The following is an 18974-nucleotide window of genomic DNA, read 5'->3' as shown; positions in this document are numbered from 1 at the left end:
TACTTGTCCTGCCAGTATATTCGTGAGGTGAAACGTATTGAGACCGACAAACAAGAGAATCCTTGACGCTGCCATGCAGCTTCTCGTCAAAAAAGGATATCGCGCAACGACTACAAAAGAAATCGCAGAAAAAGCAAATGTAAGTGAAGCGACGATTTTCAGGAACTTTAAAAACAAACAAGGACTAGTTGAGGCTTTGCTTTCTCAGCATTCTCCAAACAGAAGCAGCATTTTGGAACAAACCGAAGGGGATTTGTACAAAGACCTGCTTCATATCGGAACCTGTCTCTTGGAGGAACTCGAACAAAGAAAAGATATCATTAAAATCAGCTTTCGTGAACCGGCCATGTTTCAGGATGTCATTAACCACGTCACTGAATATCCCCAATCTATGAAACAGCTATTGGTTGATTATCTCAAAACGATGGGTGAAAAAGGGGTTATTCAGACAGGAAATGAAGCGGAGCATGCCGACGTGTTTATGTCGATTATCTTCGGTTATTTCATTCACCGTCTCCATTTAGGAAATCGGGTCATATCAATGCCCCAGGAAAAAATGCTGGAGCACAGCACAGCTCTATTTGTCAAAGGAATTTCTGCTGATTAACTCCTTGGCATAATAAAAAGGAGGATCCCAATGAGCTCAAGAAAAGAATGGGCGCTGATCGTCTCGCTATTATTAGGGGCCATTCTGGTTCCCATTAACTCAACGATGATCGCGGTCGCGCTCTCATCTATTTCCCATACGTATAACGAATCCCTCGCAAGCATCACTTGGGTGGTTACCGTTTATTTAATCGTGATGGCAGTCACACAGCCGATTGCAGGAAAGCTCGGTGACATGTACGGCAATAAAACAATGTACTTATGGGGAGTCGGCCTATTTCTATTCGCATCCCTAGGCTGCGCTCTCTCACCAAGTCTGCTCCTGTTAATTGTCTTTCGGGCATTGCAGGCAGTCGGCGGGGCATTGCTTACGCCAAACAGCATTGCCATTATCCGGCATGTGGTTTCTGAAAAACGCCTGCCGAAAGTGTTTGGATTTTTCGGGCTGGGCGCGGGACTTGGTGCAGCACTCGGGCCTTTTATCGGCTCTATACTGATTGACAGCTTCAGCTGGCATTCGATTTTTTGGGTCAACATCCCGTTCCTCGCCATTGCTTTATTTACAGCATTAACGATGTTTCCTCAATATAAAGAAAATAAATCTGACGCGCCGCTGGATATCATCGGCTCTCTCTTGCTTGCAGGCAGCATCGTTTCCATTATCCTGCTGACGAAAAATGAGGCTTCGTGGGGTTATGCGGTATACAGTGTATTAATACTTCTTTTTGTTCCGCTTTTTTTCAGAAGAGAAAAACGTACGCAGCATCCCATCATTGACTTTGCACTGTTTAGAAGCTCAACCTTTACAAATGCCAATCTATCAGTCTTGTTAAGCAATTTAATGATGTATGCCGTCTTATTGATCATGCCGTTATTCATGACGAACCAATTTGGGCTTACTACGTCTAACAGCGGGATGGCGCTTTCTGTATTTTCGATCTTCATGTCAGCCAGCAACTGGGTGGGCGCACAGTTCCATCACAAGTGGGGAGCAAAAAAAATCATTTTTCTTTCATTTGCTATGATGGCTGGAGCGAATCTATTATTTTTGCTGTTAAGCAGCTCGCATTCCGTCTTGTTTCTCATGCTGTCTCTTATCCTTGGCGGGCTTGCTTCCGGAATCGGTCTGACCAGCATGCAGGTGTCATCCCTTGCCACAGTAGATCCCAGTATGTCAGGAGTGGCATCCGGCATTTTCTCGACCTTCCGCTATTTCGGAAGCATCATTTCATCAGCCTTAATCGGCCTGATTTCGGGATATCACACCCTATTTATGATTCTCTTTGCTGTATCCATTATCGGCGTTTTTGTTTCATTGGGCATCAAATCTGATGAAACGGCACAGATAGAAAAAAACTCAGCGTAATACAAAACAGCCCGGCACCGCATCTTCCTGCGGTGCCGGGCTGCCTTTTATGATCCCGAAGCAGCTGCTTCGTCTTCATGTTCATCCTTTACGAAGAGGATGCCCAATTCATGATGTTCTCCTTCATAAGAAGCTCGCTGGTCAAAACGAATTTCGCCATTCAAACCGATAATTTCAAGCTTCACATATGCACGGTTATGCTGGAGCGCCTCATAGAAATCGGAAACGTTTTTAACCGGTATCCCGTTGACTTTTGTAATGATTTCTCCGATTTTCAATTCCAGGTCCTCAGCCGGCGTATTGGGGATAATCCCAAGCACCATTAAGCCCTGATCCCGTTTCGAGAAATAAAACGGAGCGCCGTTATCATTCACCCTTTGCTTTATAGACAGAAAAATACGCCCTAACAAAGCTGTACAGACAGCTGCACCCGCAAGCGGCGTCCACAATAAGCTCGCTGCACCGAGAACTGTGACGAAAAGGCCGAGAATACAAACGCGTTTCGCTGTGATCCTTATACTCGTTTCAGGCAGCGACCCCTGTACCCTTTGTCCGAATCCGACAAAGTAAGGAATCCATAAAAAATGGAATGAGCCGCCGGGAACAGTAAACACAGGCCACCAGCTAAGATGCGATTCTAAACCATTACCGGGCACGAGAAGGAACAGCGGCAAAAGCCAAACCCGGTTTGCCAGCTGCTGTCCGATCGGCAAACCGCGGCTGCTTACGACAAGTGCCGGTGATGTTCTCACATGCGCAGAACGATAAGCAACCGCTCCTTCAGTGATAATCAGCAAACCTAGAAACACAGCCACAGCCGGCCAAACAACTGCAAATCCTTGCGGAAATCTCTCCAGAAAGGGCTCCGCCTGATAGACTTGCAGTCCAAAACCTATCAGCATACTCACACTGACGATATATGCAGCAGACATCCAGTTTGCGCGAAGAGTGAACGCTGCCGCTGCAGTGATAACGGCAATAATCGCAAGTAAACCGAGAGGAATCGATATTCCGAGTCCACCTAAAACAACTGACAAAAGAAAACCTGGAATCAGTCCCTTTGTATATGTAAATTTCAGATCATCATAAATATCTGCTATTCTTGTATGAAAGGTTTTGCGTTCCCGTTTGATTCTTACATAGCCGAAAGCCAGGGTTATGATGATAAAAAACCAGAAAAGCGGGTGTAAGAAGAACAGGCCCGCGCTTTTTAACAGTTCAATTCCCCATTGAACAGACACTATCTCTCACCGCCTCAAGCCAAACATGTTACTCATATTCTATCAAATATTAAATGGCTTGGATATCCTCAGGAGAGTTTATCTCTCTTGCGTCATCCACAGCGTGACATTCGATAGTGAAAAATCCTTTAAATAGTGGTTTACATCCACATCCAGTAACCCGCTGATTAGATGCATCGACCTTTTTATATCTGTCAGATTAATTCCTAATCGCTTATGGTTTTTCATTAAGTAGTTAAAATAATGTTTGGCACATTCCTCATTAATGTCATTTACTGATTCGACATTGGTGTAATTGACCAAATATCTGCTGAACAGCATAAGAAGACTTAGTGCTTTTGTAGCTGAAAATGTTACGTCTTGTGTTCTGTCTTTTAATTGTTCCACTAATTCATAATATTTTTTCTCACGCACAATACTTGCCCTCTTCAATTGTGAACCCCCATTTTCTTTATACAGATAAGCACGGGCCAGTATACGCAGCAGTACTGGAGTGCTAACAAGCATTCTCGCTAACGTTACTCTTTAAATACCTGTCGTTCAGCTGCCATAAACCTGATTACTGTTCTTTTTAGAACCTTCTTATATTGTATGAAGTAAACAAAGACTAGGCAACTTGCAAAAGTTTCATTTTAAATGCATATTAACTCGTTAGAAAGTCTCTCTCATATATTGATATCGGGTAATAACAGTCCTTTATAAATGTTTATTTGTGAAAATTTTTTTAATTTCTTGTCAAAAACTCATTTTTTATGTGACTTATGATCCATAATCTCTTTAAGCATAAAGAAACAGGAGATGGAATACCATCTCCTCTAATTGACAAATAATGATTTCAACGCTGTTTGAAGCTGCAAATCATTTTTTTCATCTGATTTTTTCTTTTCTATCTGCTGATTCAGTGCCTCCGCAGTGCGCGTATCGATTACACCCGTTTTATTCAGCTTGTTTTGATCCTGAAAGGCCATAACCGCTTTTTTCATGTCTTTGCTGAAATAGCCATCCTCACGTCCCGGATCAAAGCTGAGACCTTTTAACAATATCTGCGCATGCTTGACATCTTCATTGTTCATGTCCACTTTAAGCGGCTCTTTCAGCTGCAATGGCCCTGCGGAGAAATAATCGGGCTGCTTAATCGCAATGGTCGGCTCAATTCCTTTCTTATGAATCCAGTTTCCATTTGGCGTCAGCCACTTGTAAAGCGTTAATTTGATGTTGCTGCCGTCCCCCATTGGCACAGCCTGTTGAACCGTTCCCTTGCCAAAAGACGTATCGCCTACAACATCATAATGGCCAGCCTCCTTTAATGCGCCGGCAAGAATTTCTGATGCGGAGGCACTTCCTTTATCCGTAATCACATTGACAGGGTACGCTTTTTTATGGGCCAATGTTGAGAAATAACGTTTTTTATCTCCATTGCGTTCAGCAATCTGTATATACGGCTGATCCTTTGTAACGAAATGCTTAAGTATTTCTTCCACACTTTGAAGATATCCGCCCGGATTGCCGCGTACATCAATGACTAGTCCTTCTATTTCTTTTTTCTCAAGCTCTCTCAATGCTTTTGCAAAATCCTCTGCGGTATGCTCAGAAAAAGTAGAGATGGCAATATATCCGACAGAATGCCCCTGCACTTTTTTCTCTGATGCAAAAACTGTTTCGAGCGGAATCTCAGCTCTTTTGATCCGGAATGACAGCTGTTTCTTCGTTCCGGGCCGCTGAATCTTCATTGAAACACTGGACCCTTTCTTTCCTCTAATTTTTAACACAGCGTGGTTTAAATCCTTGCCGGCCATCGATTCTCCATTGATGCTGATAATTTCATCATTAGGCTTCAACCCGGCTTTTTCCGCTGGCGATTTCTTGAATGGGGAAACAATAATAATTTTGCCGTCTTCCATGCCAACCTCAGCCCCGATGCCTTCAAATGAGGAATCAAGAGAATCAGAAAATTGCTTAGCTGTCTGCTTGTCCATGTAAACAGAATAAGGATCATTTAGCGTAGACAGCATTCCCTGGATGGCTCCCTCGAGCAGCTTTTCTCTATCAACTTTTTCTACGTACTCATTCGAAATTAACTCATACGCTTTTTCGATTTTGTCCATAGCTTTATCCCGTTCAGAGTCAGCTTGTGCCGTCGCGGGAACTGCTGCAGTCTGGGGCTTATCCATTTCAAGCAGGTTTATTCCCGCATATACACCGGCGCCTCCGAACAGCATGCTCCCTGCTGCTATCACAGCCATTATTTTTTGATTCATCCTTTACTCCTCCTGTATGCCAGACTGTCTTTTTCAAAACCTAGAGATAGTATATGTAAAGGATGGAGATTTCATGTAATCATAGAAGAAAAAGAAGGCAAATGAAAAGCCGCCCCGAAAACGGGACGGCTTTTTCACTTTATACTCGCAGAAACTTGCGGATGGAAGTCAGACTTCCCCATACTCCAATTACTGCGCCGATTGCAATCAGCACTAACGAAACTTGGAATACAAATGGATTATAAGGAAGAAGAGAGACAAATGATCCTTGAACCTTTGGAACGACCCATCCGATGACGTATTGGTAAGTGCTCAGCACCAACGCAATCGGGATCACAGAACCAAATATGCCTAGCAGCAACCCTTCAAGGAAAAACGGCCAGCGGATAAACCAGTTTGTCGCGCCGACAAGCTTCATGATTTCAATTTCTTTTCTTCTTGCGAAAATTGTAATTTTAATGGTGTTGGAAATTAAGAACATCGCCGTAAATACCAGGCCGATAATTAACGCGATTCCGATGTTGCGGGAAACGCCGACTACTTTAAACAAACGGCTGACCTCTTCTTTTCCATAAGTGACTTTATAAACATGATCCATTTTTTCGATCTTTTTCGCCACGTTCGGCGTATCATGCGGATCTGTCGTTTTGACGACAAACGCATCATTAAGCGGGTTTTCCTGATCCTTCATCGTCAGGGATTTTCCGCTGTCACCAAAGCTGTCAACCAGCTGGTCAAGCTCTTTTTCTTTAGATGAAAACGTGACACTCTGAATGCCCTTCAGTTCCTTAATATCGTTCTGAAGCTTGTCCTGTGCCTTCTGATCTGCAGTCAAATCAATCAACACTTTGATTTCGACTTGTTTCTCAGCATTCGTAGCCATGTTATTCAAATTCAGCATAATCACTAAAAACACGCCGACCAAAATCAGCGTAACGGTTACAGCACTAATGGATGCAAATGTCATCCATGTGTTTCTCCCGAGAGATTTAAAACTCTCACGCAAGTGGCGCCCGAGAATTTTAATCATATGAACCATACTCCCCTCTTGACTCATCACGCACAATGATACCATCTTCGATTGCAATGACACGTTTCTTCATGGTGTTTACGATTTCTTTATTATGTGTCGCCATCACGACTGTTGTCCCGCGGTTATTAATTTCCTCCAGCGTCTTCATGACTTCCCAAGACGTATCCGGATCAAGGTTTCCTGTCGGTTCATCAGCAATCACAACATCAGGGTTGTTCACAATTGATCTGGCAATAGATACACGCTGCTGCTCCCCGCCTGAAAGCTGATCAGGAAATTGTCTCGCTTTATGCTTCAGCTGCACGAGATCAAGCACTTCAAGCACCCGTTTCTTAATGACAGACGGCTGTTCTCCAATCACTTCAAGGGCAAATGCCACATTTTCAAAAACAGTAAGTTTCGGCAAAAGCTTGAAATCCTGAAAGACAACGCCAATTTTACGGCGCACGAAAGGTATCTCTTTTTCTTTAATTGCCGCGAGATCTTTATGATTGATTAAAATTTGTCCTTTTGTCGGTTTTTCTTCTCTGTAAATCATTTTAATAAAAGTAGATTTACCCGCTCCGCTCGGACCGACAACATACACAAACTCGCCGGGATGAATGGTAACAGAAATCCCATTGAGCGCTTTTACGCCGTTCGGATAGGCTTTATATACTTCCTTCATTTCTATCATGAAATCACCTAATCTTTTATATCATTTTATCTATCACACGGTCATACTCTTCGAATGCATTCGACAATTTATGACCCATTCATTTGTAAAAAGATGAAAAATCTGAAAGTTTCCTTTTTCAATACACTTCATTATACGTCAAATTTAGACATAATACTATTACAGTTTCTTTTCATTCATATGGTTAAGGTATAAAAAATCCTTGCCAGCACTCGGCAAGGATTTTCTCATCTTACTTTTTTTCTGACAGCCATTTGGCAATAACAGCGGCTTCGTTATCATCTACAAGCCCCTTTGGCATATTGCCGCGGCCGTTTTTAATTATGCTTTCAATTTTGTGTTCGTCATATTTGCCTCCGACCTCTTGGAGATTAGGTCCTGACACACCTTCTAAATCCTTGCCATGGCAGCCAACGCAGCTTTGCTGATATAATTCTTCCCCTTCAGATGCAGTGGCTTCCGTCTTGCTGCCGGTGTCTGTCTTCTCTTCTTTTGCATCGTTTGAACCGCAGGCAGCCAACAGAACAGAAAGCGCAAATCCAAGCATTAGTATCGATAACTTTGATTTCATATTGAGAAGCACAACTCCTTTACGATCTCTTCCATATTATAACCTCGTTTAAGCGCGTTTGAAACCCTCGCCCAGCACCTCGCTCGCGTCTGCTACAATCACAAAAGCAGACTCATCAATCTGTTTGACGATTTGTTTCAATTTGGTGAATTCAGTTTGCCCCACCACGCACATTAAAATCGGACGGTCATCGTCAGTATATCCGCCAACAGCTGAAATTTTCGTCACGCCTCTGTCAATCTTCTGTAAGACAGCCTCCTTGACAGCCTGCTCCTGCTTTGTAATAATGAGCGCCATTTTGGAACGATTAAAGCCGACTTGCACAACATCAATGGTTTTGCTGGACACATAGACGCCAAGCATGGCATATAAGCCTTGCTCAATATTAAATACGATCATAGCCGTAACAACGATCATTCCGTCAATGATGGCGAGACACTTCCCCAATGACAGACCGGAGTACTTATGAATGATCTGTGCAGCCAAGGCTGTTCCTCCTGTCGAACCTTTCCCTAAGTACACAATGCCAATTCCGACACCTATCCCGACACCGCCAAAAATCGCCGCCAAGAGTTCCTGGTGAGTGGCCGGCTGAATATCCCTTGTCAAAAACACTACTAGCGGCAAAAAAACAGAACCTGCAAGTGTCTTTAATCCAAATTTCCCGCCGAGCAAAATGACACCCGCAATAAATAAAGGAATATTAATAATCCACTGTACATACGCTGCTTCAAAACCATATGATTGTAAAATCGTACTGATCCCGCTGACACCGCCGGCGGCGATCTTGTTCGGAAGCAAAAATACATTAAAGGACACGGCTGTAATTGCTGCTCCTATCAATATGTATACATAATCCCGCAAAATCCATAATGTTTTATTCCGTACGTCCATTAAAATATCCTCCGTTTCTTTCAATGCTCTCCGATAGCATTTTAATCCTTCCCTGATTAGATGTAAATAACACCCAAATACAGTGGTAATATGCTAAAGCAGCAGTGAAATCAAGGATATGAGGAATAAAAAAACACACCCGTATGCATCAGGTGTGTTTTTCAGCTTATGAAAGCTTAGAACGCAGATAGGCATCAATAAATGTATCAATGTCACCATCCATTACAGCTTGAACGTTCCCCATTTCTGTATTAGTCCGATGGTCTTTTACCATGGAATACGGGTGGAATACATAAGAACGGATTTGGCTTCCCCAGCCGATTTCTTTTTGTTCACCGCGAATTTCATCCAGCTCTGCCTGCTGCTCTTCAATTCTGCGCTGATACAGCTTGGCCTTCAGCATTTTCATGGCTCTTTCACGGTTTTTAATTTGTGAGCGCTCCGTTTGGCACGTCACAACCACATTCGTCGGCAAGTGAGTAATCCGAACGGCTGAATCCGTCGTATTGACGTGCTGTCCGCCCGCTCCGCTGGCACGGTACGTATCAACTTTAATATCCTCCGTACGGATATCAATATCGATCTCATCGTTAAATTCAGGCATGACTTCACAGGACACGAAAGACGTGTGACGGCGGCCTGATGAATCAAACGGTGAAATCCGCACGAGACGATGGACACCTTTTTCCGCTTTGAGATATCCGTAAGCGTTATGTCCTTTGATGAGCAATGTCACTGACTTAATTCCCGCCTCGTCACCTGGAAGGTAATCGAGCGTTTCTACTTTAAAGCCGCGGCGCTCTCCCCATCTTGTATACATTCTAAGAAGCATAGAGCCCCAGTCCTGTGACTCTGTACCGCCAGCACCAGGGTGCAGTTCTAAAATCGCGTTATTTTTATCATACGGCTCGCTGAGAAGAAGCTGAAGCTCAAACTCATTGAACTCTTTTGTTAATGATTTTAGTTCTTTTTCAAGCTCAAGCTGGAGATCAGAGTCCGGCTCTTCTTTCAAAAGATCATGAGTCATTTGTAATTCTTCATGGGATTCATTCAATTTTTTATACGAATTGACATAATCCTTTAAACCGTTTGCTTCATTTATAACCGTTTGAGCTTTTTGCTGATCATTCCAGAATTCCGGGTCAGCCATTTGTTCATCTAGCTCAGCAATGCGGGCCTCCTTTGATTCGAGGTCAAAGAGACCCCCTAAAGTCCGCTAAACGAGAAGCCATATTTTCGAGCTCTGCTCTGATTTCTGATAATTCCATTTCATTCACCTCATTAAAAGATCCGCAGGCGCCTGCAGGCGCCGCGGTCAGTAAACGTGCCGGGGCGAACTATTCAGTACGGCCGCAGCAATTTTTGTATTTTTTCCCGCTTCCGCAGTGGCATGGGGCATTTCGGCCGATATCAACCACTTTGCGAACCGGTGCTTTCTTTGCTTTTTTGTTATCGTCGCCTTCTTGCGGCTGATGGGCTGTGGTTTGGCCTTGTACAACCTCTTCACGCTCCAGATTGTTTTCAATCTCAGCTTTCATCACAAATTTTGCGACTTCGTCCTCAATTGATTCAATCATATGCTCAAACATCGCAAAGCCTTCCATCTGATACTCACGAAGCGGGTTTGTCTGCGCATAAGCACGAAGGTGAATCCCCTGGCGAAGCTGATCCATCGCATCAATATGATCCATCCATTTGGAATCAACGGCACGAAGCACGATGACTTTCTCGAATTCACGCATTTGTTCTTCGCCAAATTTTTCTTCTTTTTCATCATATTTGGTCATGATGCGGTCCATGATGAGCTCATGCATTTCATCCGGCTCTTTGCCGAAGATGTCGCTCTTCTCAAGTGCGCCTTCATCAAGATAAGTCGTGTTGACAAGCTCAACAAGACCGTCAAGCTTCCACTCCTCAGGAAGCTCTTCTCTTGGTGTATAGGCGGCAATTGCCCGTTCAAGAGAGGACTTGATCATATTTTCAACGATTTCACGCAGGTTTTCTGAGTCAATGACTTCAAAGCGCTGCTTATAAATGACCTCACGCTGCTGGCGCAGAACATCATCATATTGCAGAAGCTGCTTACGCGAATCGAAGTTATTGCCTTCGACTCGTTTTTGAGACGATTCAACCGCGCGAGATACCATTTTGCTTTGAATTGGGGTAGAGTCGTCCATTCCGAAGCGGTCGAGCATTGCCATTGTCCGCTCAGCTCCGAATCTGCGCATCAATTCGTCTTCCATAGAAAGATAAAATTGAGTGATCCCCGGGTCTCCCTGACGTCCGGAACGTCCTCGAAGCTGATTGTCAATCCGGCGTGATTCATGTCGTTCTGTTCCGACAACAGCGAGTCCGCCAAGCTCTTTTACACCTTCGCCAAGCTTAATGTCCGTTCCGCGCCCTGCCATGTTAGTCGCGATCGTAACTGAGCCTTTTTGGCCAGCCTCTTCAATGATCTGCGCTTCACGTTCATGGTTTTTGGCATTTAACACTTGATGAGGGATTCCTTTGTTTTTAAGCAGCTTAGAAATCAATTCAGATGTTTCAACGGCAACCGTACCGACAAGTACTGGCTGTCCCGTCATGTAACGCTGTGCGACATCCTCCGCAACCGCCTTAAACTTTCCTTCCATCGTGCGGTAAATTAAATCCGGGCGGTCATCACGGACAACAGGCCTGTTGGTAGGGATCGTGACAACCTGCATGTTGTAGATATTGCGGAATTCTTCTTCCTCTGTCTTTGCCGTACCGGTCATACCGGCAAGTTTTTCGTACATCCGGAAGTAGTTTTGGAACGTAATTGTCGCCAAGGTCATGCTTTCGTTTTGGATTTCAAGCCCTTCCTTCGCTTCAATTGCCTGGTGAAGCCCCTCACTGTAGCGGCGGCCTTTCATCAGACGTCCCGTAAAGGAATCGACAATAACAACCTGCCCGTCTTCCACTACATAGTCAACGTCCTTTTGCATCGCAACGTGAGCTTTTAAGGCCTGGTTGATATGGTGGTTGAGCGCGACATGCTTCACATCAAAGAGGTTATCGATGCCGAACGCTTTTTCCGCCTTCGTCATTCCTTCTTCAGTAAGCTGTACAGCTTTTGTTTTGATATCGTACGTGTAATCCTTCTCCGCTTTTAACGTACGGACAAAAGCATTTGCCTGTACGTACAGCTTAGTGGATTTTGCAGCTTGTCCAGAAATGATAAGCGGTGTTCTCGCTTCATCAATTAAAATAGAGTCAACTTCATCTATTACCGCAAAATGAAGCGGGCGCTGAACCATCTGCTCTTTATAAAGAACCATATTGTCACGCAAGTAGTCGAAGCCAAGCTCGTTGTTTGTGGAATAAGTGATGTCAGCGGCATAAGCTTCCCGTTTTTCGTCTTTTGACATTGAGTTTAAATTCAAGCCGACAGTCAAACCGAGAAACTCGAAAATTTTCCCCATCTGCTCAGCATCACGGCTTGCCAGGTATTCGTTGACAGTCACGACGTGTACACCTTTACCTGTTAGCGCATTTAAATAAACAGGCAGAGTTGACGTTAGCGTTTTCCCTTCCCCTGTTTTCATTTCCGCGATATTTCCGTCATGAAGCGCCACGCCCCCCATGAGCTGGACTTTGAACGGAAACATGCCTGTTACGCGGCGCGAAGCTTCCCGAACAACAGCGAATGCTTCAACAAGAAGATCATCCGTTGTCGCCCCTTTTTCAAGGCGCTCTTTAAATTCAATCGTTTTATGTTTCAACGCGTCGTCAGAGAGATTTTCATAGTCTCCGCGAATCGCATCAATATCGTTAGCAATTTTTTCGTATCTATTCAGCGTACGTTTTGTTGGATCAAACATTTTATTTAAAATTCCAAGCATTTATAACGCTCCTCTATCATCACATGCCTATTTTAGAGGCATGTATAAATAATTTACTAGTCCATGTATACCTCTCATTATCATATCATACCTTTTGTTATTTCCAAAGAATTTGCAAATAAGAAAAACAAAAACCTTCCGCGGACATCACGGAAGGCTTCTCTTCATTATTCAGTCGGTTCAATTAAACCATATTTCCCGTCATTTCTGCGGTACACGACATTTGTAAGGTTTGTTTCCGCATTTGTGAAAACAAAGAAATTATGGCCGAGCATATTCATTTGCAAGATCGCTTCTTCACTATCCATCGGCTTTAAATTAAAGCGTTTCTGACGGACAATGTCCAAGCTCTCCTCCTCTTCTATATCATCCTGAACCGCAATATCTGTATCAGAGCTAACGCCGTTGGCCAATAAATATTTCGGAGAGCCCTGCTCACGGAATTTACGGTTTACTTTCGTTTTATGCTTACGGATTTGACGTTCCAGTTTGTTTGTTGCGAGATCAATTGCGTTGTACATATCCTCGTTATGCACCTCGGACCGAAGCGCCAGATCTGTCATCGGAATCGTAACCTCAACCTTAGACTCCTTGTCATTGTAAAACTTCAAGTTGACGTTCACATCGGCATTCACGCTATGGTCAAAATAACGCTCCAGCTTGCCGATTTTCTTTTCGACATGATCCTTTAACGCAGGTGTCACTTCAATATTTTCTCCTCTGATGTGATAGTTCATCAAAGAACGCCTCCCTTTTATTAAGGATATGTATCTATTTCTCTTTTACCCTTTACAATTCCTGCTGAAACATAAATCTTTTGTGAAAATTCAGTGAACTTTGTCGAATGTTGTTTGTATTTGCTGCTCTTGGCGGTTCGGAGGTATATGTATATGCTGATTGAACAAAACAAATACCTCACATACGCCTAATTGATTAAAAAGGGTTCCATACATTGATGAATAGACAGCATCCATTTTCTATAGTGAATCAGAAAATGTTCTTTTAAATACTCGCAGAACTCATGAGAGGGAAAAGAGAAAGAGACCAATTGATCAAACTCCGCAAAAATTTGATCAAATGCTTTCACACAAATTTCAGCACATCGCGTATCCATAATGAAGAGAAGTGTTGAATGTGTTGAATCCAAATAAAAAAAGGCTTGGATCAGATCTTGATAGATCCGATCCCCTTCTGTTTTTGATAAATTCTCTTCAGCCTCTATCAAATAACACAACCCTTCTTCAATGGTAAAAAGAAGATGATAATAAGCTGATAAAAGCGTATAATCTTCAATGCTCTTCAAGGCACTCACCTATTTACGCTTGTCATAATATGTGCCGTCAATCGTAATGTTGTTATAAGGATTTAAATACGTCGTATGCATCACACGTTTTCTTTTCATTTGCTGAAGTTCTGCTGCGATTGACTGCTTCAGTCTTTCCATTTCCTTCACAATCAGCTGATCCCATGTCAAGATGAGTTTCATCTGCTTTCGCTCTTCTTCTGAAAGCGGCAGAGATATCTCCTGAATCAGTTCAGACCGTGTAGCCACAAAGTCTTCAATTCGCTTTAAAAGTTCATCGCTTTCCGGCGCATCTTGTATGTGTGACAGCATACTCTTCGTCTCAGTATATAGTTGATCTATGTTATTCATGCGATCCCGCCTGATCCGTGCCGGTCCTTCCGTTCACTTTGAATGGCTTGTTTCCAAGCATCGCGAAAATCTGTTACATAACCTTCAACCTCAGCCAGCATGCCCGTATCATTTTTGATATTTGCCTGTACCAATCTTCGATACATATAATCGTACATCGCACCCATAGAAGCGGAAAGCTCTATGTTACGGTTAAGTGTAAAATTTAATTCCTGAATGATATTTTGCGCTTTAATCAGGTTTTCATTTTTACGTTCCATATCATCATTTTCAATGGCCTGAGAGGCAAGTCTTATAAATTTCAAACAGCCATTATACAGCATAAGCGTCAGCTCACCGGGTGTAGCCGTATTCACTGAATTTTGCTGATAGGCTGTATAAGGATTTTGGATCGCCATGTGTCATCCTCCAAATTACATTTATTGTACAAGAAGCTGTGATAAATAGGACGCTTGTTCGTTCATTTTTTGAATCGCAGAATCCATTGCACTAAATTTTGTATAATAGCGGTTTTCTATCGCGGTCAATCGGTCCTGCATTTTGGTGATATCAGTGCTGATCGTGTTTAAATTTTTACCGATTGAGTAGTCATTGGTTCCCATTGTCGAATTGCCGGCTTTGGCTTCAATGCTTTTCACCGTACTTTTCAGTGTGTCACCAATGCGTTTCATAATCCCTTTATCACTATAGGCACTGCTGTTCGTTCCGCTTGTAAATAAAGCGGCGACACTTTGCGGATCTTCTTGTATTTTAGCTTTCAGTTTGTCTTCATTAATCTCTAAATGTCCTCGCATTTGGTAAGCACCAGACGTTGTGATACCAAATTCAGTTAATTGATAGGATTTTCCATCCGCATTCACTTTAGAATAAAAATCCGTCCGCATTTGGTTCGTACCTGTGCTGATGCTGCTATCATTTCTCAGCAAACCGCTTTTTGCCTTCTCTTCCCAGAGTTCTATCTCTTTATCGGACATGGCTTCTTTTTGTTCACTCGTCAGCGGCGCATAGTCTCTGTATTTTTCTTCTTGCAGCTTTTCATTCAGGCTGTCAACCAGTTCATTGTATTTATCTACAAACTCTTTAATTTGGTTGTAAATCCCGTCAACATCAGTTGAAACAGATGTGGTAACAGGGCCTGTTGCTGCAGTTGTATTTTTGATCGAATAGGTAACGCCATTAACTGTGAAATTGTTTGACAGCTTCTCCATTTCAAAGCCATTGATCGTGACTTTTGCATTTGTGCCTTCTTTGTAAGCAGTAAGCTTATTATCAGCTTCCAAAGAAAAACCTAGCTGACCGGACATAAAATTTGCTGTAGCAGAGTCTGCTGCCTGTATGCTGCCTCCTGCACCTGTTGCTTTAGATGAAAAAGCAATTGTTTCCACATACTCAGTACCATTCCAAATTTTATCTTTAAATGCTGATACTCCCAGATCTGAACTGTTAAGTTTAGAAATCACATTATCAATCGTATCAGCGCTCGTCACACTGATGTTCACTGTTTTTGCAGTTGTCTCGCCAGGCGCCACAACGTTAAATGCCAAATTATAATCGCCTTGTGTGTATCCCGTATAACTATTTGCCTTATACGTTGCTGCGGTTGCCAAGCTCGCTACTTCAACAGTAGAAGAAGAGTTTGGCGCACTTGCGCTTCCTGTAGCAGTTAACACAGATTCATTTGAGCTTGTCACAGTTTTGCTCTGATACGTACTCGGATATGTCAGCGTATTTTTAGACATATAATCTTGGAATTCTTTTATTTTTGTATTTACTTCACGATAGCTGTCACGCTGCCATTCAAGAGTCTGTTTTTTTTGTGTCAGCCTGTCAAGCGGTGCTCTTTCTGTCTTCATCAGCTTTGAGACAATATCATCTATATCCATTCCTGAAGCCAGACCTGTTATTCTCGTGACCATTCAAACCACTCCTAATCTACTTTTTTTCATCTACAAATAACCCAAGATATTCAGTCATTGCCGCATAAAAATCAAGCCACCGTTTTGGCGGAATTTCGCGGATGACCTCATTTGTAGAGTCCTCTATTACTTTTACATAGTATTCATTTAACTTCTCATGAAGCTCAAACTTGAGATGAACTTGCGAAGGTTCCAAAAGCTTGTTCATTTCCCCAACCATTTCAGAAAGGTTGGTAAATGAAACTTGATGAACAGGAACCGCATTCTCATTGTCTATCTGATTATGTATTTGAGTATCGTAACGATCCCAAACAGGTTGTAACGTAGTGAGCCTTTCAATGTTCAATTGATCATCCCCTATGCCCCAATCTATCGTTTATATCGACTGAGTCGAGATAAGATTACACATATTTTTGGAAAAAAACTCATCTGTTTTAGATTTCATGTTCGGAAATGCATTTATAAAAAATCAGTGGAGAGAATCCAGTTATTATATCATGAGTTAGAGAAAGCAAGGAGAATGTTTCGGAGTTAGAAATATAATAAAAGACCTTGGCAACGCCAAGGTCTTCTTTAAAATTAACGTAACAATTGAAGTACGTTTTGTGGCTGTTGGTTTGCTTGAGCAAGCATTGCTTGAGAAGCTTGAGAAAGAATGTTGTTCTTTGTGAACTCGCTCATTTCTTTCGCCATGTCAACGTCACGGATACGAGACTCAGCAGCTGTCAGGTTTTCACCAGAAGCGCTTAAGTTGTTGATTGTATGCTCAAGACGGTTTTGTACCGCACCAAGTTTTGAACGTTGAGTAGAAACTGTATTAATAGCATCGTCAACGATTTTAAGCTGTTCGTCGAATCCACCGGCTGCATTAGCTGCAGTGCTTGAGAATTTTTTTACATCGATATCCGATACTGCTTGTCCAGTAACAAGAGCTCCCCCGGCATCTACTGCTCCGATTGCAGTAGCAGCCATACTTTCAATATTAACAGAAAGCTGCTGACCGCCGTTTGCTCCGATTTGGAATGTAAGCTTATTAGTACCTGTAGAGCTGAAAGATCCGTCTAAAAGTTTTTTTCCGTTAAACTCAGTACGATCAGAAATACCATTTGCCCCACTGCCGCCACCGATTTCTTCAACAAGTGAAGAGATCTCGTCTTGGATGGCTTGAAGGTCAGTACCATCTTGAGTACCTGTGTTTCCTGCTTGAACAACTAGCTCACGGACACGCTGAAGAATTGAGTGAGTTTCAGTTAATGCACCCTCAGCTGTTTGGATAAGAGAGATTCCGTCTTGAGAGTTTTTAGAAGCCATATCAAGACCTCTGATTTGCCCTCTCATTTTTTCAGAGATCGCTAGACCTGCTGCGTCATCTCCCGCACGGTTGATACGAAGACCTGAAGAAAGTTTCTCCATGTTCTTTTGGCTCGCACTGTTGTTTGAAGACAAACGGTTCAGTGTGTTAAGCGCTGCGATATTGTGGTTAATTCTCATTGTTTTGTTCCTCCCTGAATATGTTGTTAAGGCACGTCCTTGTGCCTCAATTTTGTAATCGGCGGAGCGATTCGCGCCCTCTCCCGGCTACATCATTAATATCGGATTGTCTCTGATTTTGTTAATACAAAAATAAAAAAATCCTCACTTTTTTTGTGAGGATAATGCGGAGATCACGCCGCTGGATAATGATGCTGCACGGTTATTTTCTTCCTGAATGGTTAAATAAATCTCTTTCCGATGAATATCAATATGCTTTGGGGCCTCAATTCCAAGCTTCACTTGATCTCCCTCAACCGCAATCACTTTCACTTCAATATCAGTGCCTATTTGAATCGCTTCGTTTATTTTCCGCGATAAAACTAGCATGATTCTCCTCCAATCGGATGCTTTGTCGTATATGAGGAGTCGTGTAAAACGACTTGCTTAGCCATCATGTTCTTGCGATTCACAATAATGGGAGCCAATAAATTCGCAGTAGACTTTTCGAATGGCTCTGCCATGGTCAGTATTGTCATGACTTCTATATCTTCAATATTTTCAATATCCAAAAGTTCTGCAGTTGATTCATCAAGGTCAAATTCATAATTCTTAAAAAAGATAAACGGACTTACAACGATGAACGCAAGATTTTCTGAAGTGACGGACTGCAGTGCCACGAATGGAGAGTCTTCCGAAAGCGGAAGAATGACGAACTGTTTTTCTTCTAAAAAACCTGGAATTCCGTTTTCAAAAAGAATGATTTGTTCTTCTTTTACGTTCATTTGGCCATGGTACTTCGTATGAATGATCATTGTTCACGATCCTTTTCTTTTTACTTTTCGGGTGATTCTTTCGGGTATTCTACATCTATATTTAAATCAGGGTATTGGAGCATGTCAACCTTAACATTTCCTGGCGTATATTCAACAATTGGCTTATGCGGCTCAGCCTGAATAACAGGCTTTCGCGGCGTAATCTGAACATCAAGCTGTGACGGAGTATATTGTATTTTCACCCTTGAAAGAGAAGGAGCATAATGTTCGCCTAATTGAATTTGGTGCATTTCAGAGTTCCTCCTTGCTTGTGAAGCGCTTGGGTTCCCCTTATTTTCAATTCTCATAAGCTCGTCTCCCTCTTCGGCAGTACGGGCTATCCCCTCCATAACATCCTCATGTCCTTGTTGGGCGGCCTCTTCAATCCGTTTGAATACATGTTTTCTGTCTAATTCTTCCCATGCTTGCGTCTGGTCAATCGTGAGTTTCCCAGGTGTCACCGATATATCCATTTCCGCGCTTGGCTGTTGGATCTCTAGATCGGCTTGCGGCTGCTCCATTTTTAAGCTGGCGGGCGTCGTTGTTAAACCAATTTTTCCTTGAACACTATGCATAATCAATCTGGGAATCTGCATCACTCTACCTCCTGA

At 42.7% G+C, this 18974-nt stretch carries 21 protein-coding genes; 2 read left to right on the top strand and 19 right to left on the bottom strand.

The genetic code is table 11. The features are described from left to right. Nucleotides 1-37: 37 nt before the first annotated feature. Entirely contained in the window at nt 38-607 is a 570-nt protein-coding gene (locus BLL41_RS07160) for a TetR/AcrR family transcriptional regulator (RefSeq protein WP_071577312.1), read from the top strand. Nucleotides 608-637: 30 nt separating this feature from the next. Beyond that, the gene (locus tag BLL41_RS07155) at nt 638-1972 is read left to right on the top strand and encodes an MFS transporter (protein ID WP_071577311.1); all 1335 of its coding nucleotides are present in this window, start codon (nt 638-640) and stop codon (nt 1970-1972) included. 47 nt (nt 1973-2019) lie between these two features. Here BLL41_RS07155 and minJ read toward each other — a convergent pair whose 3' ends face one another. From minJ to BLL41_RS07055, 19 genes are all read right to left on the bottom strand, one after another. Further along, a complete protein-coding gene (gene minJ, locus BLL41_RS07150; RefSeq protein ID WP_071577310.1) occupies nt 2020-3213 on the bottom strand; it encodes a cell division topological determinant MinJ in 1194 nt (397 codons plus the stop codon). A gap of 78 nt (nt 3214-3291) precedes the next feature. Then, nucleotides 3292-3645, bottom strand: a complete 354-nt coding sequence (gene swrA / locus BLL41_RS07145) for a swarming motility protein SwrAA (RefSeq protein ID WP_015251121.1) — start codon at nt 3643-3645, stop codon at nt 3292-3294. Nucleotides 3646-4028: 383 nt separating this feature from the next. Further along, on the bottom strand, nt 4029-5471 hold the full coding sequence (gene ctpB / locus BLL41_RS07140) for a carboxy-terminal processing protease CtpB (RefSeq protein ID WP_071577309.1): 1443 nt from the start codon (nt 5469-5471) through the stop codon (nt 4029-4031). Between the two features lie 139 nt (nt 5472-5610). Continuing rightward, on the bottom strand, nt 5611-6501 hold the full coding sequence (gene ftsX / locus BLL41_RS07135) for a permease-like cell division protein FtsX (protein ID WP_071577567.1): 891 nt from the start codon (nt 6499-6501) through the stop codon (nt 5611-5613). After that, nucleotides 6494-7180: a cell division ATP-binding protein FtsE gene (gene ftsE, locus BLL41_RS07130; RefSeq protein ID WP_071577308.1), complete on the bottom strand. Its 687-nt coding sequence runs from the start codon at nt 7178-7180 to the stop codon at nt 6494-6496. Before ftsE ends, ftsX begins: the two co-directional genes overlap by 8 nt. A gap of 232 nt (nt 7181-7412) precedes the next feature. Next, entirely contained in the window at nt 7413-7751 is a 339-nt protein-coding gene (gene cccB / locus BLL41_RS07125; protein WP_063334742.1) for a cytochrome c551, read from the bottom strand. A gap of 48 nt (nt 7752-7799) precedes the next feature. Beyond that, nucleotides 7800-8645 carry a YitT family protein gene (locus tag BLL41_RS07120; RefSeq protein WP_071577307.1) on the bottom strand — a complete coding sequence of 282 codons (846 nt, stop codon included), beginning with the start codon at nt 8643-8645 and terminating at the stop codon, nt 7800-7802. A gap of 166 nt (nt 8646-8811) precedes the next feature. Continuing rightward, nucleotides 8812-9913 (bottom strand): peptide chain release factor 2 gene (gene prfB, locus BLL41_RS07115; RefSeq protein ID WP_101172229.1). Its coding sequence is split into 2 segments (ribosomal slippage): nt 8812-9840 and nt 9842-9913, totalling 1101 coding nucleotides; the frame shifts between segments, so codons are not numbered across the junction. A 69-nt stretch (nt 9914-9982) separates the two neighbouring features. Beyond that, on the bottom strand, nt 9983-12508 hold the full coding sequence (gene secA / locus BLL41_RS07105) for a preprotein translocase subunit SecA (RefSeq protein ID WP_071577306.1): 2526 nt from the start codon (nt 12506-12508) through the stop codon (nt 9983-9985). Between the two features lie 167 nt (nt 12509-12675). Beyond that, nucleotides 12676-13245, bottom strand: coding sequence for a ribosome hibernation promotion factor (gene hpf, locus BLL41_RS07100; RefSeq protein WP_071577305.1), 570 nt, complete (start codon nt 13243-13245; stop codon nt 12676-12678). A 188-nt stretch (nt 13246-13433) separates the two neighbouring features. Next, a complete protein-coding gene (locus tag BLL41_RS07095) occupies nt 13434-13811 on the bottom strand; it encodes a DUF8042 domain-containing protein (RefSeq protein WP_014665547.1) in 378 nt (125 codons plus the stop codon). A gap of 9 nt (nt 13812-13820) precedes the next feature. Beyond that, entirely contained in the window at nt 13821-14162 is a 342-nt protein-coding gene (fliT, locus tag BLL41_RS07090; RefSeq protein ID WP_071577304.1) for a flagella biosynthesis regulatory protein FliT, read from the bottom strand. Then, nucleotides 14159-14560 (bottom strand): flagellar export chaperone FliS, encoded by a 402-nt coding sequence (gene fliS / locus BLL41_RS07085; RefSeq protein ID WP_014481041.1) that lies wholly within the window; start codon nt 14558-14560, stop codon nt 14159-14161. Before fliS ends, fliT begins: the two co-directional genes overlap by 4 nt. 21 nt (nt 14561-14581) lie before the next feature. Beyond that, nucleotides 14582-16078 carry a flagellar hook-associated protein 2 gene (locus tag BLL41_RS07080; RefSeq protein WP_071577303.1) on the bottom strand — a complete coding sequence of 499 codons (1497 nt, stop codon included), beginning with the start codon at nt 16076-16078 and terminating at the stop codon, nt 14582-14584. A gap of 16 nt (nt 16079-16094) precedes the next feature. Further along, nucleotides 16095-16424: a flagellar protein FlaG gene (gene flaG / locus BLL41_RS07075; RefSeq protein ID WP_071577302.1), complete on the bottom strand. Its 330-nt coding sequence runs from the start codon at nt 16422-16424 to the stop codon at nt 16095-16097. Nucleotides 16425-16657: 233 nt separating this feature from the next. Continuing rightward, nucleotides 16658-17569: a flagellin Hag gene (gene hag, locus BLL41_RS07070; protein ID WP_071577301.1), complete on the bottom strand. Its 912-nt coding sequence runs from the start codon at nt 17567-17569 to the stop codon at nt 16658-16660. Between the two features lie 144 nt (nt 17570-17713). After that, nucleotides 17714-17938 (bottom strand): carbon storage regulator CsrA, encoded by a 225-nt coding sequence (csrA, locus tag BLL41_RS07065; RefSeq protein ID WP_071577300.1) that lies wholly within the window; start codon nt 17936-17938, stop codon nt 17714-17716. Then, the gene (gene fliW, locus BLL41_RS07060) at nt 17932-18363 is read right to left on the bottom strand and encodes a flagellar assembly protein FliW (protein ID WP_071577299.1); all 432 of its coding nucleotides are present in this window, start codon (nt 18361-18363) and stop codon (nt 17932-17934) included. The genes csrA and fliW overlap by 7 nt, the downstream gene beginning before the upstream one ends. A 20-nt stretch (nt 18364-18383) precedes the next feature. Continuing rightward, nucleotides 18384-18959, bottom strand: a complete 576-nt coding sequence (locus tag BLL41_RS07055) for a DUF6470 family protein (protein ID WP_071577298.1) — start codon at nt 18957-18959, stop codon at nt 18384-18386. Nucleotides 18960-18974: the final 15 nt, after the last annotated feature.

Origin of the sequence: Bacillus sp. FMQ74, from assembly GCF_001875785.1 — a bacterium.
GTDB lineage: Bacteria > Bacillota > Bacilli > Bacillales > Bacillaceae > Bacillus > Bacillus stercoris.
Note: the sequence above shows the minus strand (reverse complement) of the source record. Positions and strands in the feature narration are given on the sequence as shown.

Coding starts and splice junctions, on each gene's coding strand:
- BLL41_RS07120 (WP_071577307.1), bottom strand. CDS start 8,645: ATGGACGTACGGAATAAAACATTATGGATTTTGCGGGATTATGTATAC.
- ftsX (WP_071577567.1), bottom strand. CDS start 6,501: ATGATTAAAATTCTCGGGCGCCACTTGCGTGAGAGTTTTAAATCTCTC.
- secA (WP_071577306.1), bottom strand. CDS start 12,508: ATGCTTGGAATTTTAAATAAAATGTTTGATCCAACAAAACGTACGCTG.
- cccB (WP_063334742.1), bottom strand. CDS start 7,751: ATGAAATCAAAGTTATCGATACTAATGCTTGGATTTGCGCTTTCTGTT.
- ctpB (WP_071577309.1), bottom strand. CDS start 5,471: ATGAATCAAAAAATAATGGCTGTGATAGCAGCAGGGAGCATGCTGTTC.
- BLL41_RS07055 (WP_071577298.1), bottom strand. CDS start 18,959: ATGCAGATTCCCAGATTGATTATGCATAGTGTTCAAGGAAAAATTGGT.
- hag (WP_071577301.1), bottom strand. CDS start 17,569: ATGAGAATTAACCACAATATCGCAGCGCTTAACACACTGAACCGTTTG.
- csrA (WP_071577300.1), bottom strand. CDS start 17,938: ATGCTAGTTTTATCGCGGAAAATAAACGAAGCGATTCAAATAGGCACT.
- fliW (WP_071577299.1), bottom strand. CDS start 18,363: ATGATCATTCATACGAAGTACCATGGCCAAATGAACGTAAAAGAAGAA.
- fliT (WP_071577304.1), bottom strand. CDS start 14,162: ATGAATAACATAGATCAACTATATACTGAGACGAAGAGTATGCTGTCA.
- BLL41_RS07080 (WP_071577303.1), bottom strand. CDS start 16,078: ATGGTCACGAGAATAACAGGTCTGGCTTCAGGAATGGATATAGATGAT.
- BLL41_RS07155 (WP_071577311.1), top strand. CDS start 638: ATGAGCTCAAGAAAAGAATGGGCGCTGATCGTCTCGCTATTATTAGGG.
- fliS (WP_014481041.1), bottom strand. CDS start 14,560: ATGGCGATCCAAAATCCTTATACAGCCTATCAGCAAAATTCAGTGAAT.
- hpf (WP_071577305.1), bottom strand. CDS start 13,245: ATGAACTATCACATCAGAGGAGAAAATATTGAAGTGACACCTGCGTTA.
- ftsE (WP_071577308.1), bottom strand. CDS start 7,180: ATGATAGAAATGAAGGAAGTATATAAAGCCTATCCGAACGGCGTAAAA.